The organism is Streptomyces chumphonensis (assembly GCF_014779715.1).
GTDB lineage: Bacteria > Actinomycetota > Actinomycetes > Streptomycetales > Streptomycetaceae > Streptomyces > Streptomyces chumphonensis.
This window is the reverse complement of record NZ_JACXYU010000005.1, coordinates 295,386-316,522: the sequence shown is the minus strand read 5'-3', so window position 1 is coordinate 316,522 and position 21,137 is coordinate 295,386. Positions and strand designations below refer to the sequence as shown.

The following is a 21,137-nucleotide window of genomic DNA, read 5'->3' as shown; positions in this document are numbered from 1 at the left end:
CTCGCGTTGTCCCCTCCGGGAGGTTCCACTGGAAGGTGGAGGGACCACCGGAGCGAGGCGCTCCCCTGCTGCACCACCTGGAGGGCGTACCGTGCACCGCCGCAACAACGGTTTGAGGACCGCCCTGCTGCTGGGGTCGCTGTCCGCGCTGATCGTCGTCGTCGGCGGCTTCTTCGGTCGCACCGGCCTGCTCGTCGCCGTCCTCGTGGCCCTCGGCACGAACGCCTACGCCTACTGGAACAGCGACCGGCTCGCCCTGCGGGCCATGCGCGCCCGCCCCGTCAGCGAGTTCCAGGCGCCCCAGCTCTACCGCATCGTCCGGGAGCTCTCCACCGCCGCGCGCCGGCCCATGCCCCGGCTGTACGTCTCACCCACCCAGGCCCCCAACGCCTTCGCCACCGGACGCACCCCGCGCAACGCCGCCGTCTGCTGCACCGAGGGCATCCTCGGCCTCCTCGACGAACGCGAGCTGCGCGGCGTCCTCGCGCACGAGCTGAGCCACGTCCACAACCGGGACATCCTCATCGCCTCCGTCGCCGGGGCGCTGGCCTCCGTCGTCGTCTTCCTGGCCAACTTCGCCTGGCTCATCCCCTTCGGCCGCACCGACGACGACGAGGGCCCCGGCCTCGTCGGCATGCTGATGCTCATGATCCTCGGGCCCCTCGCCGCCTCCGTGATCCGCCTCGCCGTCAGCCGCTCCCGCGAGTTCGAGGCCGACGCCGACGGGGCGCAGCTCACCGGCGACCCGCTGGCCCTCGCCTCCGCCCTGCGCAAGCTCGACGCCGGCACCAGGCGCCTGCCGCTGCCCCCCGAGCCCCGGCTGGAGACGTCCAGCCACCTCATGATCGCCAACCCGTTCGGGCCCGGTGAGGGGCTCTCCCGCCTCTTCTCCACCCACCCCCCGATGTCCGAACGCATCGCCCGGCTCGAACGCATGGCAGGCTGGACACCGTGAAGACGATCCTGAACGTCATCTGGCTGGTGCTCGTCGGCTTCTGGCTCTTCCTGGGCTACCTCGCGGCGGGCGTGCTCCTGTGCCTCACCGTCATCGGCATCCCCTTCGGCATCGCCTCCTTCCGCATCGGCGTCTACGCGCTCTGGCCCTTCGGCTACTCCGTGGTCGAACGGGGTGACGCGGGCGCGGGCTCCCTCGTCGGCAACATCCTGTGGCTCGTCCTGGCCGGCTGGTGGCTGGCCCTCGGGCACATCGCCTCCGGCGTCGTCCTCTGCCTCACCCTCATCGGCATCCCGTTCGGCATCGCCAACTTCAAGCTGGTGCCCGTCTCGCTGATGCCGCTCGGCCGCGAGATCGTCCGCTCCGACGCACCCCGGGGGTACGCGCTCCGATGACCGTCCGCCGCGTCGTCCCCGACGCGCACACCCACGCCCTGGCCGAGAACCGCGACTTCTACGGCCTCCTGGGCCTGGAGGAGGTCATGAACCTGGGCTGGGTCATGGCCCTGGCCTCGCCGTCCAACCCGACGGCCCAACTCCTCTTCATCCGCGAGGAGACGGCGCCCGTCGTCCCGGACCTCAGCATCGAGGTGGACGACGTCGACGCCGTCCACGCCGCCGTCCTGGCCTCCGGAGCCGAGATCGTCCACCCGCTGACCGACGAGCCCTGGGGCGTCCGCCGCTTCTTCACCCGCGACCCCGAGGGCCGCGTGGTCAACGTCGTCAGCCACCGCGAGGGCTGACCACCGCGCGGGCACGACCGCTGCCCCAAAAACCGCAGGACAGCGGTCGTGCCCCCGGATAGCTTGGCCCCACATGGAACCCCTCACCGAGAAGGCCGTCCGGGCCGGCTTCATCAACTGCAGCAAGGGCGAGGCGTCCCGCCTGCGCCTCCCGACGGACTTCCCCACGACGCCCTGGGACGACCTCGACTTCCTCGGCTGGACGGACCCGACGGCCCCCCAGCGCTCCCTGCTCGTCCTGCCCCGCGCCGACGGGCCCGTCGGCGTCCTGCTGCGCGGCACCTCCGGACGGCCGGCCGGAACCGTCAGGTCCGGCATGTGCCAGATCTGCCTCACCGCCCACGACCTGTCCGGCGTGCGCCTCCTCGTCGCCCCGCGCGCCGGGGCCGCCGGGCGGGCGGGCAACTCCGTCGGCCTGTACTTCTGCGCCGACCTCAAGTGCTCCCTCTACCTGCGCGGCATCCGCCGGCCCGCCCGCCGCCTCGTCCGGCACACGGAGTCCCTCACCCTGGAGCAGCGCATCGAGCGGGCCCTGGCCAACCTGGACGACTTCGTCGCCAAGGTCGCCGCACCCTGACGGCCGCGCTCAGCGCCCGGAGTCCCCCTCCAGCTCCTCCAAGCCCACCAGGCGCGCCAGCCGGGCGGCCGCGTGGTCGAAGAACGCGTCGCGGGCGTCGATGACCCGCTCGAACTGGCCGAACACCTCGAAGCCGACCAGCCCGAACAACTGCGACCAGGCGGCCACCGCCTCCGCCAGGACGGACGCGGGCAGCGGAAGCCCCAGCCGCTCACGCAGGGCCGCCACGTCGCGCAGCACCGCCTCGGGCACGGGCGGACCCGACGTCCGCAGCGCCCCGGCCGCGTGCGCGTCGGCCACCACGGCGATCAGGGCCAGCCCGACGCGGGACGCCGGGCCCACGGTGGCCTGCGGCGCCGCGTAGCCGGGCACCGGCGAGCCGTGGATGAGGGCGTACTCGTGCGGATGCGCGAGCGCCCAGTCCCGCACCGCCCGGCAGACGGCCGTCCAGCGGGCGACGGGCCGGGCCCCCGCCCCCGCGTCCAGCGCGCGCTCGGCGGCCTCCCCGACGGCGTCGTACGCGTCGATGATCAACGCCGTCAGCAGCTCGTCCCGGCTGGGGAAGTAGCGGTAGAGCGCCGAGGAGACCATGCCCAGCTCCCGCGCGACGCCGCGCAGCGAGAGCCGCGCGGCGCCCTCGGCGGCCAGCCGGCGCCGCGCCTCCTCCTTGATGGCCGCCGTCACGTCGCTCCGCGCGCGCTCCCTGGCCCCTCTGATCACCGTCATGGGGAGGAGTCTGCCAGGCGTCGGAGCACCGGCCAAGAACGAGAGCATTGCTCTTGCCGGGGGCGTGCCCGGGTGGGACACTGCTCTATGACGAGAGCAGTGCTCACATCGTGGAGGTCCCGCCATGCCCGCACACGTCATCAAACCCGGCCGCTTCACCGTCCACGTGCTCAACCCGCTGGTCGCCTGGCTCGCCCGCCGCGGCGTCAGCGTGTGGGGGGCCAGGATCCTGGCCGTGCGCGGCCGGAAGACCGGCGCCTGGCGCCGCACCCCCGTGAACCCCCTCACGGCGGACGGCCACCTCCACCTCGTCGCCCCGCGCGGCCACGTCCAGTGGACGCACAACCTGCGGGCTGCGGGCGGCGGCGAACTGCGGCTCGGCCGCCGGACCCGGCGCTTCACCGCCGTCGAGGTGCCGGACGAGGAGAAGCCCCCGCTCCTGCGGGCCTACCTACGGCGCTGGAAAGCCGAGGTGGGCGTCTTCTTCGGCGGCGTCGGCCCCGACGCCACGGACGCGGAACTGCTCGCGATCGCCCCGAAGCACCCCGTCTTCCGCCTCACCGTCGAACGCTGACCCGCCCGGCGTCCGACCGGGCGGGCCCACCCGTCAGCGGTAGTTGACGAACTGGAGGGCGAAGTCGAAGTCCTTGCCCTTCAGCAGGGTGATGACCTCCTGAAGCGCGTCACGGCTCTTCGAGCTGACCCGCAGCTCGTCACCCTGCACCTGCGCCTTGACGCCCTTGGGCCCCTCGTCGCGGATGACCTTGGCGACCTTCTTGGCGTTGTCCTGGGAGATGCCCTCCTGGATCGAGCTGAAGATCTTGTACTCCTTGCCCGACGCCTGCGGCTCCCCGGACTCCAGCGCCTTCAGCGAGATCCCCCGCTTGACCAGCTTGGTCTCGAAGATGTCCAGGACCGCCTTCGCGCGCTCCTCGGAGTTGGCACGGATCTCGATCTTCTCGCCCGACCAGGCGATGCTCGCGCCCACGCCCTTGAAGTCGTAGCGCGTGGAGATCTCCTTGGCGGCCTGGTTGAGGGCGTTGTCGACCTCCTGCCGCTCGACCTTCGAGACGATGTCGAAACTGGAGTCGGCCATCGTGGGTTGGCTCCTCAATGCGTAGATCCGGTAGGGACGACGGCCCGCCCGACGGCGTCCGCGCCCGCAAGCCTAGCCCCGCCCACCCGGCCCGGCCGCTGATCAACCGAGTGGCGAAGCACCCCCACCCATCAGGTATGGTTTACCCCGTCGTCGAGGAGCACGGCTCACGACGGCCCATCCCAGGCGGTGTGCCCGAGCGGCCAAAGGGAGCAGACTGTAAATCTGCCGGCTCAGCCTTCCCAGGTTCGAATCCTGGCGCCGCCACAGGAACGCAAGAGGCCCCTGACCTGCATACAAGCAGGCAGGGGCCTCTTCGTGTCGGTGCCCAGCGGAGTGCCGGACTGTCTCACTCCGTCCCGTTCGATCACGTCCTCTACCAGTGGTTCTGGACGAGCCGTGGACGGGCGTCGGGTGGGTGACCTGCACCTATGGGGCATGCGTGGGGCTCAGGGGGACGGCGTCCCCCGCTCCCCCAACCGAGCGGAGATCTTGGCGTTCGCCGCCTCGTCCGCGTTGCCGAGGAACTTCGCGTACACCCGGAAGAGCACGGCCACGCTGTGGCCGGCCCGCTTGGCCACCAGCTGCGGTTCCACCCCGGAGCTGAGCCAGGTGGACACCGCTGCGTGGCGGAGGTCATAGGGCCGTTTCGCCATGAGCGTTTTCGCGGCGCCCGCTGGGAGGGCTTTCTCCCGTGCCCGCGCCCAGACCTCCCCGTAGCCGCTCTCCTGCACGAGTCCACCCCGCAGCGTCCGGAAGAGCCGACCGTCCGGGGCCACGCCGTGCGCCGTGACGTGCCACCGCAGCATGGCCACCAGCTCGGGCGGAATGGGAACCGGCCGCACCGCCCTTCGCGACCGGTGCTTCAGCCCACGGCTGTCGTGCGCTTGCCCGGAGTCCGTCCATGCCGCGCCCGCTCGCGGACGCGTCTCCTGTAGTTGCAGGAGGCCCCAGCCACGGCGGGGGAGTGTGCAGTCTTCCTGCCGCAGCCCCACGACTTCGGCGGGCCGCGCAGCGGCGTAGTAGATGCAGCCGAAGAACGCGACCAGGTGCCGGCCACGGGCACCCTGCGCCCGCACGGCGTTCAGCAGTTCCGCCGCCTGGACGGGCTCGGGCACGCACGATGGGTCGATCTCCTCTTCGACCGGCTCAGGCAGGCTCCAGCTCACCCGGGGAATCGGGTTCTCGGTCAAAAGCCCGGCGTCAACGGCGTAGACAAGCGCGTTGTGGAAAATGGCCCGCTTCCGGCGGATCGTTGACGAAGCCGCCGTCTTGCCGTCCAACTTGCGAGTCAGGGCGTCCAGCGCTTTCCGCACGAGCATCCTGTCCGCCAGGGCTGACGTGGGTTTCGACTTCCGCTCGAACCATGCCAACACGGCTTGGTACTCGGGCGGCGGCTCCTCGTCCCAACGCTTCACGTTGAATGCCCAGCCGTACAGCGCCGCGCGGACGACACGGGCGTCCCCCATGCCTTGGGTGTCCTTCACGAGCACAGGCGTCACGGTGGCCATGGCCTCCGCGAGCGTCTTCCGTGTGGACGCGGGGGAGTGAGGCCACTTCATCTCGATGTACTGCCGTGCGTGTTGGTACCACGAGATGTCTTCCTGCTCACGCAGCAGGGACTTCGGAAGCCCGCTTTCCACGTCGAACGGCTCACCTGCCCTGGCGGCTGTGATGAGCTGAGCCTTGCGGCTCTCCGCCAGCCCGGCCGTGAGGAACGACTCCGAATGTGCCCGCTCGCCCACCTGCCAGCGAAGCTGGAACGGCTTGCGGTACGGGCGCTTTCGGATGCTCCACACGCGGACGGTGTAGCTCCAATCCATTACGACACCTCCATGTCGGCCAGAAAGGCGTCGAGGTCGCTACGGCGCACCCGGAGGTGCCCGTTCGGCAGACGATGTGTGCGGGGGCACTGGCCACGGTTGCGCCAGCGGTACCAGGAGGCTCGCGTGATGCCCAGTTCTTCCAGCACCACGGTGAGCGGTAGGAGTTCATCAGCGGGCTGACGGCGCTTGCGTGCGGACGTGCTCACGGGCGGACCTCCCTGTCCGATCCGGGGATGCGCATGGGTTCTCCGTTGGTGTCCGGCTGGGGCGGTAAGGGCGGTAAGGGTGTTAAGCGGCCTGAGCTGGGCCTTCGCTGGGGCGGTATGGGGTGCGGTATCCGGGGCGGTAAGTCGGGGACGCGCGTCCGGCGGACTTACCGCCCGCCTTTCCGCACCCCTTACCGCCCTGCCGTCGCCCCTGGTCAGCGTGCTTATCGCCCTTCGCGCCCTTACCGCCCTCAGCCCGCGTAGCTGATGACGGTGGTCGGGCGGCCTCGGGTCGGCCGCTGGGTGCGGACGTAGCCGGGCTGGTCGAGCAGTTCGGCGGTGAGCCGGTCGCGGTCCGCGCGGCTGGAGTTCTTGAACAGCCGCCGCACCTGGTCGGCGCTGAGCCCGTCCGGCCCGGCCGCGCGTACGGCGTCGGCGAGCTTGTTCACCTTCGGGTCGCCGGTGACGTTGCCCAGCAGGTGCACGGCGGACGCGCGGGCGTAGTTGAGCAGCTGCCATGCCGCCCGCATGTGGGCTTCGGTGATGGTGTCGGTGTGGTCGCACAGGGCGTAGACCATGGCGACGCGCTGAACGTAGGGCGCGGAGCGGGCCGTGAACTGGGCGATGACGCCGCCGGCGGAATCGTCGCTCAGAGCCGGGTACACCTCGTCGCAGTACAGCGCCCACGCGTCCGGGCTGAACTTCACGTGCTCCACACGGGCGGCGTCGTTCAGGACGGTGCGCCACCCTGCCGCGAGATTGGCCACCAGCTCCGGGCTGGCGCCGCGCGAGCCGGGGAGCACGAGGTTGCGGTGGCAGAAGATCGGGAGGAAGCGGTTGTACGTGCCGCCGGCCATCTCCGAGTCCTGCATCTTGGCCCGGAACTCCTCGGGGGTGATGTGGCCGAGGATCGCGATGTGGGGATCGGTGGCCTTGAGCGAGTCGCGGACCATCGAGCCGAGCGAGTCGCCGTCCCATGCCTGCCGCAGGACGCCCGGTAGGCTTGAGCCCTCACGGCGTCCCCGGCTCATCGTGACGGCGTACTCCGACTCAAGCACCCACAGTCGCTTGTCGATGCTGGCCGGTGCGGGGTTGTCGCTGTCGTCGTCCTTGACGTACTCGATGAGCCCTTCGCCGGAGTTCAACCCGCGCGGGGTGTGCTCCGGGCCGAAGAACTCCGGCAGGGCTTCCGCCAGCACACGGCGGGCCGTCGAGGTCGCCGAACCTTTCCGGCCGGTCGAGGTGGGACCGATGGTGAGGGCCCAGATGAGGCAGGGATGCCTGTCGTTGCCGACCATGACGTGGGGGCGTCGTCCGATGGCGGCCCCGGCTGCGGAGAGCAGGTTCACCAGGACCGCGACCGGGTCGGCCTCGGTCGTGGGGTCCAGTTCGCGCACGGTCTCGCCCAGCCAGCCGGTGAACACGTCGGGGTGGGGTGTCGGGCCGAGGCGCTGAGGCCGGCGGATGCCGGGCTGGGGGTCGTAGAGGACGTTCGGCGGTCCGTCTTGCGGTGCGTCGTCCTCGGCACCGCTGTCGCGGTCGGAGGTGGTGAGCGCGGTCACCTCGGCCAGCACGGCGGCCCGCACCTCGTGCGTGTCGACGTCGGACGCTGACGCGGCCTGCACGAGCCGGGTGCCGGATTCGATCAGGCGTCGGCGGACCGCCTTGTCCCTGATGATCTCCGCGTAGTACTCGGCGTGGCTGGGCGTCGGGACCTTCTGCACGAGCGAGTGCAGGTATCCGGCACCACCCACACGGCGAAGGTCGCCGGTCCGGTCGAGTTCGTGCGTGAGGGTGATGGGGTCCACGGCCCGTCCCTCGTCGTGCATCCGCTGAACGGCGCGGTGGATCGTCTCGTGCGCGGGCCGGTAGTGGTCGGAGGGGTCCATCGTGCCCGCCGCATCGGTGATGGCGGCGTCCGACAGGAGCATGGCGCCCAAGACGCACTGCTCCGCGTCGAGGTCCTGCGGCGGACCGTCCCGCCGGGCTTCACCGGGCCCGTGCAGCAACAGCACATCGCCGTGCTGCCGGTCCGTGGGATCAGCTGTCATTCTGGAGGTCTCCTGTTCAGTCATCGAACGGGCAGGGAGACCGGGGCGGCGGGTGTTCCTTGGCCGGGAGACCGCCGCCCCGGGCGTTGCTACTGGTCGCAGGCCCAGCGGGCGTACTGCTGGCGGACGTAGCCGCGGGCATCCCGGACGCCGGTCACGTCGTCCAGCTCGACGAGTCGCTGAGCGGCCTTCGCGGCCACCTCGTCGGCGTCACCCGGGGCGTGATCGGTCAGGGCGATGCGGTCGAGCACGGCGGCCTTGCGCAGCCAGAACTCGCGGCCGAGCGTGGTGCCGACGGGACGACTGGCTGCCGCGTCGGCGGTCCACCCGATCTCGCGGATGATGCTGGGCGCGGTGGCGTAGGCGTCTTCCGGCGCCGGCCACGTCGCGGTCTCGGTGTCGGGGCGGTGGTCGGCGGTGATGTAGAGCCGGGCCTGAGCGCTGTGCCGGGACGGCAGCCGCCGCACGGGGCCGGTCTCGAACGTGGTGTTCAGGGCGGTGGTGATGCGGTCGGCGTCGGCCGGGTCGCAGATGACGCGAAGCTCGAACATGGGTCAGTGCTCCTGGTCGCAGATGCAGTCGGGGCGCTCGCTGCTGCCGTCGGTGCCGCACCCGCAGCAGTGGGGGTGGGGGTCGGGGTCGTCGGCGCACAGCTCGCAGTCGATGAACGCGGGCATGGGGTCAGTGCTCCTTCGTGGTGGTGGTGAGGGCGGCGATGCTGCCGCCCAGCGCGGCGAGCCGGTCCTCGATGGCTCGCCAGGACTCGGGGTCGATGGAGGCCAGGGCGTGAGCGGCGGCGGCCGTGTCGCCGCGCTGGACGGCGTCGACGGCGTCGCGCAGTTCTCCGGCGGCCATGAGGGTGATGCGGTCGGTCATCGCAGCCGCCCGGTCAGACGTTGGGGATGGCGTCGATGACGGCGGCGAAGAACTCGTTGATGGGCCCGGCCGCGCCGGTGGACGCGAGGAAGTAGCCGAACCCTGCGGCGACGAACGCGGAGCCTGCGCCGAGGCTGCGGGACTTCAGCAGCATGGCCAGTGCGCCGCCGAAGAGGAGTGCGAGGGAGATGGTCACAGCCATGGGTGGTTCTCCTCCGGGGTGCGTGCGGGGGTGTGGGTGCCGTCGTGGTGCAGGCGGGTGGTGCGGTTGTAGAGCCAGCGCCCGGCACGGAGGCGGTGGCCGTGGCCCTTGCAGCGGCGGCAGGTCTTGCCGCGCTTGGGCCTGCCGCGCCGGGTGTGGGTGAGGGCGAAGCCGAGTCCGGAGCAGGTACGGCACTGGCCGAAGGGCGATGCCGCGCACAGAGCTGCGTAACCCAGGGTGACGAACAGGAGGATGGCTATAGCAGCCAGGGCAGGGGGCATGTACGGCCTCCAGAGCCGGATTCCGGTGTTCTCGCAGGTGGGCCGCTAGGAGTTAGTGAGCTGATCAGATGCGGTACAGGCCGCTAGCGGGGCCGCTAGACCTAGCGGGGTGTGCCGCTAGGTCTAGCGGCGAATCCGAGTCAGGCCGCGTCGGTGTTTCCGTCACGCTGAGCGACGGCGGTGAGGATGTCGGCGCGCTTGATGCCGCGCCGGTTCGCGCCCTTGCCGTCCTCCGTCGTTCCCCAGACCTGACCGGTCTTGACGCCGTAGGGCTTGAGCGCTGCGGTCAGCTGCTCACCGCTCCACGTCCCGTAGACGTCCGGCCGCAGCTCCGCCAGCCGCGCCACGACCGTCTCCGACCACACCTTGGCCTCGTCCGCGCCGACGACGGCGAGGATGTCGGCGAGCAGGTCGAACCCGGGCTGGTCCGTGGTGTCGGCGTCGTGCTCCTGCCCCAGGGCGTACCCGGCGAGCGTGCCGGCCGCTTGGCGTGCGGCGCGGGCACGGGCAGCGATGGCGTCGGCGGCGGGAGCGTCGACGAACGTGGAGCGGACGATGCGGGCGTCGGCACCTTCCCCCACGAAGTAGTGGATGCCCTTGTCAGCCCAAGAGAACATCGTGGCCCGCACCCCGCGCTTGTACGCGGAGGTGCCCAGCACCATGTCGTTCTCCAGCTGGCCCATGACCTTCAGGCAGAACCGCGCGGAGGCGTTCGCACTGATGCCGGTGGGCAGGGCCTTGGCGTCGGGGCGCTGCGTGGCCAGCAGGAGCACGATGCCGGTCGCGGGGCCGCGCTTGACCAGGTCGGTGCAGATCTCCTCGATCTCGCTTCCGTGCTTGTCGTGCTCGAACCACACCTGGCACTCGTCCACCCCGATCACGATCGGGTGCAGGCCGAGTGACGCCTTCGACGCCAGCTCGGAAGTCACCTTCGATTCCGGGCACACGTCGCGCGGCAGGGCCCGGATCGCCTTGGTACGGCGCCGCAGCTCCTCCCGCAGGGCCCGCAGGTCCGCCAGCGCGTATTCGATGTCCTCCTCTTCGTCCCCGGCGCGGTGGCGGTAGGAGACGGCGTTGCCGACCGGGTCGAGGTCGCCGGTTCCCTTGAGGTCGTACGTGTGCAGCTCCGCTCGCGGGTCGAGCGCGGCGATGAGCAGCAGGAGGCGCAGGAGGAAGGTCTTGCCCATGCGGGGGATCGCACCGATCACGGCCGCGATGTACATGAGCGTGATCTCCACCCACCGCCCGCGCGGGTCGGTGCCGAACGCGACGGGCTTGAACAGGTCCACGCTCCCGTCCTTGGCCAGCGGCCACACCGGCTGCTTGGCCTTGGACATGTCCTGATCCCCAACCCACAGCACCAGGCGCCCGGTGTGCTCCTCCGTCACGGCCTCGGGCCACACGCACCCCAGCGGGCGACGCAGACCCGACGCGAGCTTGTCGCGCCGGTCGATGACGTCGGTGACCGTCACCCCGTAGGGCAGGTCCCCCTCGGCGCGCCAACCGCGCCCGTCGCGGGCGATGGGAGCGGTGAACTTGAACCCATCCCGACCCTTGGGCTGCGCCTGATTGATCGCCGGAATCCCCAGAGCGCCCAGCGCCCGCAGGACGATGTCGGACGTGAGCTTCGGGGCCTTGCCGGTCTCCACGGCGCGGTGGATGACGGGAGCATCGGCCGGCGCCCCCAGCCACCCCAACGCGAGCGTCACCGAGGCGCCCGCGAGCGCGAGCAGCCAACCGGGAGCGAGGACGTACAGCGACAGGGCCGCCCCGATCCCGACGAAGGTCGAGACGACGGCAACCAGGGTGCGCCACTTCACGCGGCGGTCCCGCTGGCGGGAGAGCGTCATGTACTCCGCCACGTTCTCCCGCCGCGCGGCAGCCGCCCGCAGCGGATCGCCTTCGCGATCGGCCACCCACCGCATCGCCCCGCCGACGAACTTCGCCGTACCGGCCGGGGCCTGTGCGGTCAGCCGCAGCCCGTACCACGGCAGGCGCACCCCGTGGTAGGCGACGGTGTGCCCGATGTGGCCGGTCAGCCACCGCGCCGCCGTCGCGAACTCCTCGCGAGAGCGGGCCCACGCCGGGAGCACTTCGCGACGCTTGCCACCCCGCAACCGATCGGCCAGCCCACCGCCCGATCCGGTCCCCGGGGAGTCGACCCACACGCGCCCCGATCCGTCGACCGACCCGGAGTCGATCCGTCCGGCCGATCCCGTCGCCGATGCGTCGGCCGACTCGCGGGCCGATCGCGCCTTGTCCAGATCGACCACCGAGCCGTCCGATCTGTCGGGCGTGGGGTCGGCCGATCCGGTGCCGCTCATCTCGTGTTCGAGCCGGGCAAACAGCTTCCGCTCGTCGTCGTGTCCGTCGTGCTGATTCACTGAGAGTTCCTTCCTTGTGGAGAGGGAGGACCGGGGCCCGACCATGTGCTTTGGTCGGCGGTGGCCGGGCCCCGTCGGTGCTACGACAGGTCGAACAGGCCGATCTGTGCGGGATCGGCAGGTGCGGTGCGCAGTGCCACGCGGCGAGCTGCGTCCAGGCAATCCGGGCACCATGCCCGGAGCGCGTGCGCCGGGAGGGCGACCGCGCGGCGGGTGGGGGTGATCGGGTCGGCCGGTGCGGCGAGCAGCCGGACCGGCCCGCGGTGCTTGCTGGCGTGTCGGTCGTGCTCTCTCGGGCAGCGGCCCCCGCCCTTGGCGTGGGCGTGGCCACACTCCCCGGAGCACTGGCAGCGCCACTCAGATGCGGCCATGACGATGCGCCATTGGTCGGCGTAGACGATCGGCTCACTCACGCCGCCACCGCCGATTCGGCGTCGTGGTCATCGCTGCGGCACGTCCACGGCGAACACCCTCGGGGCCCATCCTCCGGATCGAGGAGATCCAGCAGCGAACCTTGCCGCTCCCGCCACTCATGAGCGGTCACGGTGTCTACGGGGGCCTGGTCCAGTGGCACACAGGAGCGATGTAGATAGGCCTGGCCCAACAGAGGTGAACCGGTGGCGTTGCCGCGCGCGGCCCCGGAACGGATCGCGTGATCGAAGGCGACGGCCGCTGCCCACTCGGTGGGCTGGTGGTCGCGCATCTGGCGCCACTGGGCGTTGGAGTGGAACGGACAGCCGACGCACGCACTCTTCGGGGTGCTCTGCCAACCGCGTCGGGCGAGGAAACGCAGACAGTCCGTGCGTGACCAGCCCAGTTCCAGCAGCGGGTGCCGGTTGAGCGCGTAGCCGATGCCCGAGTCCTTGGCCCGGGTGAACTCATCGCAGCTGATGCCCACCCACTGCTCTGCGAACAGTCCCCGAGGCAGACGCCCGGCGGGGTAGCCGAGCAGGGTGCGCACCTGCCGCTTGATGGGCTTGAGCTTGTACTCATCGGTGCACTGCCGCCGGATCATGCCCACACTGCCATCACCGTTCTTCACAAACAGCGGCATGGACGCGAATCGGTGAGCCGGGTCCAACGCGTCGGTGTGGATGTTGCCCGCCGACACCCGGTACACGGGGATACCCGCCGGTGTGGCCACCTCCTTCTCCAGCCGCTCCAGGTGCACGTACACCTGCTCCGGTTCCCACCCGGTGTCAGAGAAGATCGCTCCATCCAGTCGGGGAAGAACTCCCTCAGCAGCGAGCAGCAACAGCGCGGTGGACTGTACTCCAGCCCCCAGGGACAGCAGCCGCAAGCTCGGCGTAGAAGCGCTCATGCGGCAACCCCCACCGGCCCACGCTGCTTACCCTCGACACGTTCTGCGCGCAGCGTCTCCCGCAACCGACGGGCGTTAGCCGGGGAGCAACGCAGCTCGGTCCGGATCGGCTCAGCTGCCAGCCGTTCGGCCGGCCACTGTGCCGTGGCCTCGCGTGCCTGCGTCAGCAGCTCCTCGAACGACCGCTTGCCCTGCGGACGCCGCCCCTTCCTCGCACCGGTCGCGCGCGGCTTGGGCGCCTCCTTGGGGGGCGCGGGCGGCAGTGCCGGTCGGTCCGGCGTGGCCGGTTCCGGCACCGCCTCGTCGGGGGCGAGTTCGCCCAGCTTGAGCAGGACGCGGGTCCGGCGCGGTGCGGTGCGGCGCCAGTTGCGACCGTGCCGCTCGCGCAGCTCTGCCCGGAGCAGCTGGCGTTCCCGCTCGCGGGCGAGTGCGTCGCGGTAGCTGGTCGTCTCCCACAGCACCATCCGGCGCCACAGGGCGAACGTCGCGATCGGGGAGAGCAGCCAGCGGGAGCGGCGGATGCGTTCCATCCGCGCACCGGTCGCCGCGCCGATGCGGACGGCGTAGATGTGGGCGGCGATCTCGGAGAGCACCACCCACAGCAGCGGCATGGTCCCGTGCGCCACCTTCGCCGACAGGGACTCGCCAGCAGCGACGTTCAGCCAGCACGTCACCGCCGTGAGGGCCCAGGGAACGAACCGCACCCACCCCAGGGGCATCCCCATGCGGATGAGCAGCAGGTTGGCCACGGTGAACACCGGAATCGCCACGTCGATGCCGACCGGCAGCATCCACGGTGCACCGAATCCCCACCGCTCAGCTGCGGCGGACACCGCGTCGAACGACGATGCCAAGCCGAGTCCGCCGACCGCGCCGGCGGACAGAGCAGCAGCGGCAGCCAGCCACCGTTCCCCCGTGCTCAGAGCGGGGATGCCCCGGTGCTCAGCCGTCGTCGCGGCCGTCTCGGTCCCGCTCACGGCTGCCTCCCCTCGGGCCGGGTTGCGCCGACTCGACCGGGGCGGCGGCCGTTGATCTGCTCGCCGGTGATCGGCACGTTTCCGTGACCGATGCACCAGTCCCAGCCGCTCCGCTTGCACCGGTACATCGCCTCGTCAGCCCGACGCAGTGCGACCGGCAGTCCCGTACCGGGTCCGGCGGCCACCACTGCGCCGATGGACGCGCTGACGGGGAGCTGGGCGTTTTGGTGGGGCACGGGCTCGTTGAGTCGTTCGGCCAGATCGGTCAGCGCAGTGCGGAGGTGGGACTCACCACCGACGGTGAACACGGCGGTGAACTCGTCTCCGCCGAGCCGGGCAGCCGTCCCCGCGTGGTCGAGCGCCCACCGGGCCAGCCGCCGACCGGTTGCCCGGATGGCCGCGTCACCGGCTGCGTGACCGAACGTGTCGTTCAGCTCCTTGAAGCGGTTCAGGTCCGCCAGCAGCACCGCCCGCGATCCCCGAGACAACAGCTTCCGGGCCCGGGTCTCGAACAGCGCCCGCGTCGGCAACCCGGTCAACGGGTCGCGCCGGGCGCGGCTGAGTTGGCGACGCATCCACACGGTGTGAACGGACCAGCCCGCCGCTACGGGCGCCGCAGCGACGACCGTGGAGAGAACAGCGCTCATGCCGCCTCACCCTCTCGGCGCACGCGACGACGCCGGGCCGCAGCCCTCAGCATCGGCACGGTGCGTGTCAGGGCCTCGGCGTACAGCGCGTCCCAGGCGGCCACCTCGTCCGACTCGGCCCGCTCTCGCAGGTCCGCCAGGGCCTCTCGCGCGACGTCCATCCGCGCGGCCCGCTCCTCGTGGGACTCGCCCGGGACACCCACGAACAGCTCCCGGTCGATACCGAGTGCCAGTTCCGTGAACTCGGAGGCGTTGTAAGCCTCCTGACCAGCAACAAAGGTGCGCATCACTACTCCTGTGTTTGTCGAGCAGGGCAGGGTGCAGCGGTCGGCGTTCCTTGGCCGGGAGACGACCGCGCACGCATCAGCATGCACTAGTGCGCACTAGCTCGCAAGCATTGCGACAGTGCGCAGTAGGGCGCGCTGGTGGATAACCTCGAAGCATGAGCCTTGCCGCGAACGACCCCAGACCCAAGCCGGTGCAGGTTGCGGATGTGCTGCGGAGGCGGATCAGCGAGGGGAGGTACGCGGACGGCAGGTTGCCGGGAACCCGGGAGCTGGCCCGCGAATTCGGAATCGCCGGCCAGACGGTGCGCGACGGGCTGGGCATCCTCGTCGCAGAGGGGTTGATCTTCTCTGCGGGGAACCGCGGGTACTTCGTGACGGCGGCCTCAGCAGAGGCGCCGAGTGCTAAGCAGGACACGACCGAAGAGATCAAGGAAATCCGCTCCCAGATTCAGGCATTGGCTGAACGGGTGGCGGCCCTCGAAGGTCGCGCCACCTCAGGCAGTGCGTGATCTGGACAACACTGTGAAGCTGGGACCGGCTGTCGAGAAGTGACAGTGGGGGTGTCAGCGAGCCGGGGACGGTGACACCTCAGATGCCCCCCACTGTCCTCTTGCGTGTCCCCCCGAAGGAACGGCAAGACTCACGACAGGCAGCCAAGGGAGGGCACATGGCAGACGACAGGCCAGCATGGGCACACCGCATCGTGGCCGAACGGCAAGCACGGGACTGGTCTCAGCTTCAAGCCGTACGCGCCCTCAGAGCCCACGCACCGAGCGAGCTGCCCAGCGAAGAGTCGATGGTCCGCCAGTGGAAGCGCTGGGAAGCCGGCTCCATGCCCGGCGACTTCTACCGCCCCATCATCGCCGCGACCTTCGGCACCGTGACACACGCGATCTTCCCCGCCCCGTCCCGTCGTGACGGCAACGCCGAAATCGTCGCCGCGAGCGGCATGGAGACGTTGGAAATCGTCAGCCGCCTGAACCGCTCCGACGTCGACGCCGCCACCCTGGACGCGCTGCGCATCACCGTCGACCGGCTCTGCTCCGAGTACCCATTCATGCCGAGCGAGCAGCTGCTCGTAGAGGGCCGGCAGTGGCTCCGCCGCGTGGTGGACCTCCACTCCAAGAGCCTCACGCTCGCCCAGCACCGCGAAGTGCTGGCGCTCTCCGGGTGGCTCGCGCTCCTGGTCGGCTGCGTCGAGTACGACATGGGCAACCGCCACGGCGCCGAGTCAACGCGCCGGGCCGCGCTCTCACTTGCCACGGAGACCGACCACGGCGAGATCGCCGGATGGGCCCACGAGATGCGCGCCTGGTTCGCGCTCACCACGGGCGACTACCGAGGCGTTATCGCTGCCGCCCAAGCCGGTACCGAACGCGCCACGAATCACGGCGTCGCTGTGCAGCTGGCCGCGCAGGAAGCGAAGGCGTGGGCCCGCATAGGAGACCGACGGCAAGTCGAGGTGACCCTCGACCGTGGCCGTCGCCTCCTCGAAGGAATGCCGCTCCCGGAGAATCTGGACAACCACTTCGTAGTGGACCCGGCAAAGTTCGATTTCTACTCGATGGACTGCTACCGTCTCGTCGGCGAAGACAAGCTGGCCCGCAATCTCGCCGAGCAGGTCCTCCGTGACGGCACCGACTTCGACGGCACCGAACGCTCCCCTATGCGCAACGCCGAAGCGCGCGTAACTCTCGGTGTCACCTCGGCGCGTGAAGGCTCCTTGGAGGAAGCTATCATTTACGGGGAACGCGCGCTCAAAGGAGACCGGCAATCAGTACCGTCACTCATCATGACAAGTCGAGAACTGGCAGCTGAAATGCGCCAACGTTTCAGCGGCGACTCGGCAGCGCAGGATTATTTGACTCACCTGCGAGACCTTGGCGCGGCGAGCCCTGGGTTTCTCCCTTCTTAGGGCAAGCCTCGCATTCAGAAAGAGTAATAAGTGAAGCGCCGTACAGTTGCACTGATAGTCCTGGCCATCACCGGTTGGCTATGCTCTCTCATTTGGGGACCGTGGCTACTCGACAGCCCCCACTTGGACGATTTGTCCCCCGGTGCAGGGGCCGCAGTCAACGGATTCCGTACAGGCATCGCAGCACTCGGCGTGGGCGCGGCAGCACTGGTTAGCCTCTATTTTGCGCACCGTACCTACGAACTGGGTAAGTCGGCACAGTTCACAGATCGTTTCAGTAAGGCCGTGGAAATGCTTTCTGCAAACGAGGAACCTACTATGGCTCTTGGAGGAATCTACGCGCTTGAGCGAGTCATGAAAGATTCACCCTACGATAGGTCGGCGGTGATCGAGGTCCTGGCAGCCCACATTCGTCGACGGTCGTCATTCGGTGGTCTATCCGCCAACGCCTCCCCATCTTACACCGAGAGAAATATATGCCGCGCAGAAGACGTGGCAGCTGCACTCACTGTACTGGCCAGAAGAGAGTTCAGGGGTGACGATCCGCAGGTCGACCTCAGTCGCTGCGATTTGCGACGTTTCTCATTCAGTAGAGGTGCGAACTTCCGCAATACCGACTTTTCCGAGTCCCATCTTGGGAATTGCTATCTCCCCGAAGCAAACTTCTCAGGTTCGTATTTTCGGGGGACACTGTTGACATGGGCAAGGGTTGAAGGCGCAGATCTCTCAGACTGTGCCTTTCCTGAAGCCGACATGACTGCGATCAATCTCGCAGGGGCAAAGCTGGACGGTTCCAACCTAATGGCTGCTAATGGCCTCAGGCAGGGCGCAATTGATCAGGTGCGGTCGGCCAAGGGTGCCGTATGGCCAGACGGTGTCCCTCAGGACGAAGACAAGTAGTCGCACGGTAGACGCCACCCGTGGACGACAGCCACGGTCACCGGACGACGTCCACAGACGGTTCCTCCTTGGCTACTATGCTCAGCTGCTACGTGGAGTGCGGAAGGTCGTCGTCCGCCTGACGCACACGAGCAGGCGAAGAGTTGAGCGTGCTTTTCGGGAAACCGCTGCCTGAAGCATCCCGGATCGGCACACTCGGGTCATGGCTGCTGCTGATCTTTCCTGGGCCGACTGGCTTAAGTTCGTCCCTGGCTGGCTTGCGTTCGTGTGGACCGTGGGTGCGGGGACTCGCAAGGTATGGCTGCGTCGTCACCAACTCGCTCTGGGGCCTGAAGCTGAGGCCCTTCGCAGGCAGCTCACAGAGTTCCGTGCCCTCTTGGACGAGGTAACTTCAGGTCTTCACCGGTCGGACTGGTTCATGCATGAGGACCGGCGCGAGGTTGGCCGGGCTCTCCGAGACGCTGCCGACCGTCGAGAGGATCAGGTACTCAAGCTGTCGCTGAACCGCCTAGCCGATGCGTGGGATCAGATCTTCGCGTTGGCACCTCCAGTCCGTGCAAGACGGCGCTTCCTGGGAGGAGCTGACGAGGTCCGCCAGCACCGAGACTCCGCGCTACAGGACGCCCGAGACATTGAACAGGTTCATCGGATGACAGAGCTGGCGCACACAGCTGTGCTCGATGTCCAGTCGGCCCTCAGCCGCCTGAACGAGTTGGAGCGTAAGACGCACGGCCGGAGCTAGGTGGGCGACTGGAAATCTGTAGGAGTAGGACACTGTTGCTCTGACTGCTTACAGCAGAGGGAGGCGTAAAGTGCGGGAGAAGCTCATGGCTTTGGAATTCGAGGACGGCATCGTCTGGATGGAGGACATAGGCTCGTTCGACTACGTTCGGCAGTCCGTTGAGCTGTCTGTGGCCACGCGTCGGAGGCCGGTGCCCTGGCGGGGTGCTGGACGCCGGGTGGGCTACGCAGTGCTTCGCCCCGACGCGCCAAGTGGGGACGTGCCAGGCAAGTTCGTGCGGCGGATCTTCTGGGTGAAGGATCACGACAGGTCCGAGGAACCGAACGGGACGTACAGTCGCTCGGCACCGAGCGAGGCAGTTGACCCGCGAACTGTTTCTCCGGGTGTCTGGGGCGAGCTCACTCAGCGCGCGTGGGGAGCACCGCTTCCTGAGGTGTAGACGGTAGGAGCAGCGATGTCCAGTGCCCCTGGACGAGGTGTGGACGACTAGGCGTCAGTCCATACGGGCACTCTCAATTTCTGCAGTTCAGCAGTATTTTCGGCGTGTGACCTTGAGGGGACTGTAAATCTGCCGGCTCAGCCTTCCCAGGTTCGAATCCTGGCGCCGCCACAGGAACGGGAAGCCCCCTCCGACCAGTCGAAAGACCAGGTCAGAGGGGGCTTCTTGGGTTCCGGGTGGCGTGGGCCCGTCCACGGCCTCGGTCAGGCGGTCCAGTGGTGGGTGTAGAGCGCGCGGGCCTCGCGCAGGTTGAGGACGGTGTTCTCCTCGACCGCGTCCACGGGCGGGCCGTAGGGGTGCTGGTCGTGCGCCCAGACGAGGTGCACCAGGGCGTAGGCCGCGAGGAAGAGGTAGTGCGGGTGCGTGTAGGTCTTGATGCTCGCGGCGCTGCTGTAGAAGGGCGAGAAGGACTCCCCGTGGTACCGCTCGTTGCGAGCGGTGTAGAGGAGCCCGCACAGCAGGATGCGGAGCCGGGCCGGGGGTGAGAGGGCGACCGGCGTCCCTCCGACGTCGAGCCGCTCTCCCCTCAGCGCGCGCCGGAGGAGCATGGCTCCCCGGCGCGCCGTGTCGGTGTCCGGGGCGGCGTACTGCTTCTCCACCAGGGTGAGGAAGGCGTCGATCTCGGCGGGCAGGCCGTCACCGGCTCCGTAGCCGGTGGACAGCCTCGTGCGGGCCTGGCGGCTGCTCTCGGCGGGCTCCCGGAGCACGAGTCGCTTGAAGAGGTATCCGCAGGTCTGGCTCGGGACGTCGGCGAGCAGGGCTTCCGTGACGGCACCGGACAGTCGCCGGTCGGCGCTGAGGAGCTTCAGCGCGTCCGTGACGTTCGGCCGTCCGCCTCGGCGGGTGGGCAGACGGGTGACGGCGGTCTTCTCCAGCACCTTCCACGTCGAGTCGAAGGCGATGTCCGGGCGCCGGGGCAGGGCGTCGAGGGCCTCCAGCAGGAACGAGACCTGCGTGTGGTACCAGAGGTCGTCGGAGTGCGGGAGCGGAAGGGGGACGAAGAAGCGGGACCCGGTCCGCGTCAACCGCTGCGCGAACTGCTCCTCGATGAGCAGCCGTCGGCGCTCCGCGACGATCCCCGACCTGCTCCACGCCGCGATGATGTCGATGCGTTCGCGTCGTTGGCGGGACCTCTTCTGTGACTCCACCGCACCGTTCTCCCGCGTGGCCCCCCGGGCACGAGGGACGTGCCCGGACCGGCGAATGACGATACATCAGCCGGCCCGAACCGGTCGGGCGTGTGACGGGTGGGAGCGACGCGTCAGGGGAGGGTGGCGGTGACGGCGGTGGGGACGGGGCTTTCGCCGCTGACGAGGTTGAGGGTGAGCCCGGCGGTGCGCGGTTCGTCGAGGAGGGCGACGAGGACGGCGGCGACGTCGTCGCGCGGCACCTCGGCGCGTTCGGCGTCCGGACCGAGGTGGACGCGGCCGGTGCCGGGGTCGTCGGTGAGACGCCCGGGGCGCAGGATCGTCCAGTCGAGGTCGGTCCGGGCGCGGACGGCGGCGTCGGCGGCGCCCTTGGCGCGGAGGTAGGCGGCGAAGACCTCGTCCATGCCGGGCGGCGGCTCCTCGTCGACCCGCATGGCCGAGACGACGATCAGGCGGCGGACGCCGGCTTGCGCGGCGGCCTCGGCGAAGAGTTCGGCGCCCCGGCGGTCCATCGTCTCCTTGCGGGCCGCGCCGCTGCCCGGCCCGGCTCCGGCGGCGAAGACGGCGGCGTCGGCGCCCGCGAGGTGACCGGCGACGTCGGCGACGGAGGCGGACTCCAGGTCGCAGACGACCGGTTCGGCCCCGGCCGCCCGGACGGTGTCCGCCGCCTCCGGGCGCCGGATCAGGCCGACGGCCTCGTCGCCGCGTGCGGTGAGCAGCTGTTCGAGCCGTACCGCGATCTGTCCGTTGCCCCCTGCGATGACTGTGCGCATGCGTCC

Annotated in this window: 28 protein-coding genes and 1 tRNA gene; 11 read left to right on the top strand and 18 right to left on the bottom strand. The window is 69.6% G+C overall.

Annotation, left to right across the window (positions count from 1 at the left end; translation table 11 throughout):
- The first annotated feature begins 91 nt into the window (after positions 1–91).
- The 4 genes from htpX to IF129_RS13385 all read left to right on the top strand — a co-directional run bounded on the left by htpX (position 92) and on the right by IF129_RS13385 (position 2,274).
- The gene (gene htpX / locus IF129_RS13400; protein WP_191209812.1) at positions 92–955 is read left to right on the top strand and encodes a zinc metalloprotease HtpX; all 864 of its coding nucleotides are present in this window, start codon (positions 92–94) and stop codon (positions 953–955) included.
- Positions 952–1,350 (top strand): YccF domain-containing protein, encoded by a 399-nt coding sequence (locus IF129_RS13395; protein ID WP_191209811.1) that lies wholly within the window; start codon positions 952–954, stop codon positions 1,348–1,350. The genes htpX and IF129_RS13395 overlap by 4 nt, the downstream gene beginning before the upstream one ends.
- Positions 1,347–1,697, top strand: coding sequence for a VOC family protein (locus IF129_RS13390; protein ID WP_191209810.1), 351 nt, complete (start codon positions 1,347–1,349; stop codon positions 1,695–1,697). The genes IF129_RS13395 and IF129_RS13390 overlap by 4 nt, the downstream gene beginning before the upstream one ends.
- A gap of 73 nt (positions 1,698–1,770) precedes the next feature.
- A complete protein-coding gene (locus IF129_RS13385; protein ID WP_191209809.1) occupies positions 1,771–2,274 on the top strand; it encodes an FBP domain-containing protein in 504 nt (167 codons plus the stop codon).
- Positions 2,275–2,283: 9 nt separating this feature from the next.
- Here the strand turns inward: IF129_RS13385 and IF129_RS13380 are convergent, their stop codons facing one another.
- The gene (locus IF129_RS13380) at positions 2,284–3,000 is read right to left on the bottom strand and encodes a TetR/AcrR family transcriptional regulator (RefSeq protein WP_191209808.1); all 717 of its coding nucleotides are present in this window, start codon (positions 2,998–3,000) and stop codon (positions 2,284–2,286) included.
- Positions 3,001–3,124: 124 nt separating this feature from the next.
- Between IF129_RS13380 and IF129_RS13375 the strand changes: the two genes are divergently transcribed.
- On the top strand, positions 3,125–3,574 hold the full coding sequence (locus IF129_RS13375) for a nitroreductase family deazaflavin-dependent oxidoreductase (protein WP_191209807.1): 450 nt from the start codon (positions 3,125–3,127) through the stop codon (positions 3,572–3,574).
- A 33-nt stretch (positions 3,575–3,607) separates the two neighbouring features.
- Here the strand turns inward: IF129_RS13375 and IF129_RS13370 are convergent, their stop codons facing one another.
- Positions 3,608–4,096: a YajQ family cyclic di-GMP-binding protein gene (locus tag IF129_RS13370; protein ID WP_191209806.1), complete on the bottom strand. Its 489-nt coding sequence runs from the start codon at positions 4,094–4,096 to the stop codon at positions 3,608–3,610.
- A gap of 185 nt (positions 4,097–4,281) precedes the next feature.
- Between IF129_RS13370 and IF129_RS13365 the strand changes: the two genes are divergently transcribed.
- Positions 4,282–4,363, top strand: a tRNA-Tyr gene (locus IF129_RS13365).
- Positions 4,364–4,545: 182 nt separating this feature from the next.
- Here the strand turns inward: IF129_RS13365 and IF129_RS13360 are convergent.
- The 14 genes from IF129_RS13360 to IF129_RS13300 all read right to left on the bottom strand — a co-directional run bounded on the left by IF129_RS13360 (position 4,546) and on the right by IF129_RS13300 (position 15,154).
- Positions 4,546–5,919 (bottom strand): tyrosine-type recombinase/integrase, encoded by a 1,374-nt coding sequence (locus IF129_RS13360; RefSeq protein WP_191209805.1) that lies wholly within the window; start codon positions 5,917–5,919, stop codon positions 4,546–4,548.
- Complete coding sequence (locus IF129_RS13355) at positions 5,919–6,128, bottom strand: helix-turn-helix transcriptional regulator (RefSeq protein WP_191209885.1); 210 nt, start codon at positions 6,126–6,128, stop codon at positions 5,919–5,921. Before IF129_RS13355 ends, IF129_RS13360 begins: the two co-directional genes overlap by 1 nt.
- Positions 6,129–6,379: 251 nt before the next feature.
- On the bottom strand, positions 6,380–8,179 hold the full coding sequence (locus IF129_RS13350) for a DnaB-like helicase N-terminal domain-containing protein (RefSeq protein WP_191209804.1): 1,800 nt from the start codon (positions 8,177–8,179) through the stop codon (positions 6,380–6,382).
- A gap of 89 nt (positions 8,180–8,268) precedes the next feature.
- The gene (locus tag IF129_RS13345) at positions 8,269–8,730 is read right to left on the bottom strand and encodes a hypothetical protein (RefSeq protein ID WP_191209803.1); all 462 of its coding nucleotides are present in this window, start codon (positions 8,728–8,730) and stop codon (positions 8,269–8,271) included.
- A gap of 3 nt (positions 8,731–8,733) precedes the next feature.
- The gene (locus IF129_RS26735) at positions 8,734–8,856 is read right to left on the bottom strand and encodes a hypothetical protein (RefSeq protein ID WP_263576221.1); all 123 of its coding nucleotides are present in this window, start codon (positions 8,854–8,856) and stop codon (positions 8,734–8,736) included.
- A gap of 4 nt (positions 8,857–8,860) precedes the next feature.
- Positions 8,861–9,055, bottom strand: a complete 195-nt coding sequence (locus IF129_RS13340) for a hypothetical protein (RefSeq protein WP_191209802.1) — start codon at positions 9,053–9,055, stop codon at positions 8,861–8,863.
- 13 nt (positions 9,056–9,068) lie between these two features.
- Positions 9,069–9,257: a hypothetical protein gene (locus IF129_RS13335; RefSeq protein ID WP_191209801.1), complete on the bottom strand. Its 189-nt coding sequence runs from the start codon at positions 9,255–9,257 to the stop codon at positions 9,069–9,071.
- On the bottom strand, positions 9,248–9,538 hold the full coding sequence (locus IF129_RS13330; protein WP_191209800.1) for a hypothetical protein: 291 nt from the start codon (positions 9,536–9,538) through the stop codon (positions 9,248–9,250). Before IF129_RS13330 ends, IF129_RS13335 begins: the two co-directional genes overlap by 10 nt.
- 140 nt (positions 9,539–9,678) lie before the next feature.
- Positions 9,679–11,862, bottom strand: a complete 2,184-nt coding sequence (locus tag IF129_RS13325; RefSeq protein WP_191209879.1) for a cell division protein FtsK — start codon at positions 11,860–11,862, stop codon at positions 9,679–9,681.
- A 140-nt stretch (positions 11,863–12,002) separates the two neighbouring features.
- Positions 12,003–12,335 carry a hypothetical protein gene (locus IF129_RS13320; RefSeq protein ID WP_318153709.1) on the bottom strand — a complete coding sequence of 111 codons (333 nt, stop codon included), beginning with the start codon at positions 12,333–12,335 and terminating at the stop codon, positions 12,003–12,005.
- A complete protein-coding gene (locus IF129_RS13315; RefSeq protein ID WP_224754862.1) occupies positions 12,332–13,243 on the bottom strand; it encodes an adenine nucleotide alpha hydrolase family protein in 912 nt (303 codons plus the stop codon). The genes IF129_RS13320 and IF129_RS13315 overlap by 4 nt, the downstream gene beginning before the upstream one ends.
- Positions 13,240–14,220, bottom strand: a complete 981-nt coding sequence (locus IF129_RS13310) for a DUF2637 domain-containing protein (RefSeq protein WP_318153708.1) — start codon at positions 14,218–14,220, stop codon at positions 13,240–13,242. The genes IF129_RS13315 and IF129_RS13310 overlap by 4 nt, the downstream gene beginning before the upstream one ends.
- The gene (locus IF129_RS13305) at positions 14,217–14,867 is read right to left on the bottom strand and encodes a GGDEF domain-containing protein (protein ID WP_191209799.1); all 651 of its coding nucleotides are present in this window, start codon (positions 14,865–14,867) and stop codon (positions 14,217–14,219) included. The genes IF129_RS13310 and IF129_RS13305 overlap by 4 nt, the downstream gene beginning before the upstream one ends.
- On the bottom strand, positions 14,864–15,154 hold the full coding sequence (locus tag IF129_RS13300) for a hypothetical protein (RefSeq protein ID WP_191209798.1): 291 nt from the start codon (positions 15,152–15,154) through the stop codon (positions 14,864–14,866). Before IF129_RS13300 ends, IF129_RS13305 begins: the two co-directional genes overlap by 4 nt.
- A 155-nt stretch (positions 15,155–15,309) precedes the next feature.
- Between IF129_RS13300 and IF129_RS13295 the strand changes: the two genes are divergently transcribed.
- The 5 genes from IF129_RS13295 to IF129_RS26365 all read left to right on the top strand — a co-directional run bounded on the left by IF129_RS13295 (position 15,310) and on the right by IF129_RS26365 (position 19,150).
- Positions 15,310–15,663 carry a winged helix-turn-helix domain-containing protein gene (locus IF129_RS13295; protein ID WP_224754861.1) on the top strand — a complete coding sequence of 118 codons (354 nt, stop codon included), beginning with the start codon at positions 15,310–15,312 and terminating at the stop codon, positions 15,661–15,663.
- Positions 15,664–15,821: 158 nt separating this feature from the next.
- Positions 15,822–17,069, top strand: coding sequence for an XRE family transcriptional regulator (locus IF129_RS13290; RefSeq protein WP_191209797.1), 1,248 nt, complete (start codon positions 15,822–15,824; stop codon positions 17,067–17,069).
- 123 nt (positions 17,070–17,192) lie between these two features.
- Entirely contained in the window at positions 17,193–17,969 is a 777-nt protein-coding gene (locus tag IF129_RS13285) for a pentapeptide repeat-containing protein (RefSeq protein WP_191209796.1), read from the top strand.
- Between the two features lie 202 nt (positions 17,970–18,171).
- Positions 18,172–18,711: a hypothetical protein gene (locus tag IF129_RS13280; protein WP_191209795.1), complete on the top strand. Its 540-nt coding sequence runs from the start codon at positions 18,172–18,174 to the stop codon at positions 18,709–18,711.
- A gap of 85 nt (positions 18,712–18,796) precedes the next feature.
- Complete coding sequence (locus IF129_RS26365; protein ID WP_224754925.1) at positions 18,797–19,150, top strand: DUF6009 family protein; 354 nt, start codon at positions 18,797–18,799, stop codon at positions 19,148–19,150.
- Between the two features lie 263 nt (positions 19,151–19,413).
- Here the strand turns inward: IF129_RS26365 and IF129_RS13275 are convergent, their stop codons facing one another.
- Both IF129_RS13275 and IF129_RS13270 read right to left on the bottom strand, forming a co-directional pair.
- Positions 19,414–20,358: a hypothetical protein gene (locus tag IF129_RS13275; RefSeq protein WP_191209794.1), complete on the bottom strand. Its 945-nt coding sequence runs from the start codon at positions 20,356–20,358 to the stop codon at positions 19,414–19,416.
- Positions 20,359–20,471: 113 nt separating this feature from the next.
- On the bottom strand, positions 20,472–21,131 hold the full coding sequence (locus IF129_RS13270; RefSeq protein WP_191209793.1) for an NAD(P)H-binding protein: 660 nt from the start codon (positions 21,129–21,131) through the stop codon (positions 20,472–20,474).
- Between the last annotated feature and the right edge of the window lie 6 nt (positions 21,132–21,137).

Excerpts from the sequence above, each read along its gene's own strand:
- IF129_RS13335 (WP_191209801.1), bottom strand. The coding sequence starts at position 9,257 with ATGGCTGTGACCATCTCCCTCGCACTCCTCTTCGGCGGCGCACTGGCC.
- IF129_RS13385 (WP_191209809.1), top strand. The coding sequence starts at position 1,771 with ATGGAACCCCTCACCGAGAAGGCCGTCCGGGCCGGCTTCATCAACTGC.
- IF129_RS13315 (WP_224754862.1), bottom strand. The coding sequence starts at position 13,243 with ATGAGCGCTTCTACGCCGAGCTTGCGGCTGCTGTCCCTGGGGGCTGGA.
- IF129_RS13295 (WP_224754861.1), top strand. The coding sequence starts at position 15,310 with ATGAGCCTTGCCGCGAACGACCCCAGACCCAAGCCGGTGCAGGTTGCG.
- IF129_RS13345 (WP_191209803.1), bottom strand. The coding sequence starts at position 8,730 with ATGTTCGAGCTTCGCGTCATCTGCGACCCGGCCGACGCCGACCGCATC.
- IF129_RS13270 (WP_191209793.1), bottom strand. The coding sequence starts at position 21,131 with ATGCGCACAGTCATCGCAGGGGGCAACGGACAGATCGCGGTACGGCTC.
- IF129_RS13360 (WP_191209805.1), bottom strand. The coding sequence starts at position 5,919 with ATGGATTGGAGCTACACCGTCCGCGTGTGGAGCATCCGAAAGCGCCCG.
- IF129_RS13370 (WP_191209806.1), bottom strand. The coding sequence starts at position 4,096 with ATGGCCGACTCCAGTTTCGACATCGTCTCGAAGGTCGAGCGGCAGGAG.
- IF129_RS13340 (WP_191209802.1), bottom strand. The coding sequence starts at position 9,055 with ATGACCGACCGCATCACCCTCATGGCCGCCGGAGAACTGCGCGACGCC.
- IF129_RS26365 (WP_224754925.1), top strand. The coding sequence starts at position 18,797 with ATGGCTTTGGAATTCGAGGACGGCATCGTCTGGATGGAGGACATAGGC.
- IF129_RS13330 (WP_191209800.1), bottom strand. The coding sequence starts at position 9,538 with ATGCCCCCTGCCCTGGCTGCTATAGCCATCCTCCTGTTCGTCACCCTG.
- IF129_RS13280 (WP_191209795.1), top strand. The coding sequence starts at position 18,172 with ATGGCTGCTGCTGATCTTTCCTGGGCCGACTGGCTTAAGTTCGTCCCT.
- IF129_RS26735 (WP_263576221.1), bottom strand. The coding sequence starts at position 8,856 with ATGCCCGCGTTCATCGACTGCGAGCTGTGCGCCGACGACCCCGACCCC.
- IF129_RS13375 (WP_191209807.1), top strand. The coding sequence starts at position 3,125 with ATGCCCGCACACGTCATCAAACCCGGCCGCTTCACCGTCCACGTGCTC.
- IF129_RS13390 (WP_191209810.1), top strand. The coding sequence starts at position 1,347 with ATGACCGTCCGCCGCGTCGTCCCCGACGCGCACACCCACGCCCTGGCC.
- IF129_RS13290 (WP_191209797.1), top strand. The coding sequence starts at position 15,822 with ATGGCAGACGACAGGCCAGCATGGGCACACCGCATCGTGGCCGAACGG.
- IF129_RS13300 (WP_191209798.1), bottom strand. The coding sequence starts at position 15,154 with ATGCGCACCTTTGTTGCTGGTCAGGAGGCTTACAACGCCTCCGAGTTC.
- IF129_RS13380 (WP_191209808.1), bottom strand. The coding sequence starts at position 3,000 with ATGACGGTGATCAGAGGGGCCAGGGAGCGCGCGCGGAGCGACGTGACG.
- IF129_RS13350 (WP_191209804.1), bottom strand. The coding sequence starts at position 8,179 with ATGACAGCTGATCCCACGGACCGGCAGCACGGCGATGTGCTGTTGCTG.
- IF129_RS13305 (WP_191209799.1), bottom strand. The coding sequence starts at position 14,867 with ATGAGCGCTGTTCTCTCCACGGTCGTCGCTGCGGCGCCCGTAGCGGCG.
- IF129_RS13325 (WP_191209879.1), bottom strand. The coding sequence starts at position 11,862 with ATGAGCGGCACCGGATCGGCCGACCCCACGCCCGACAGATCGGACGGC.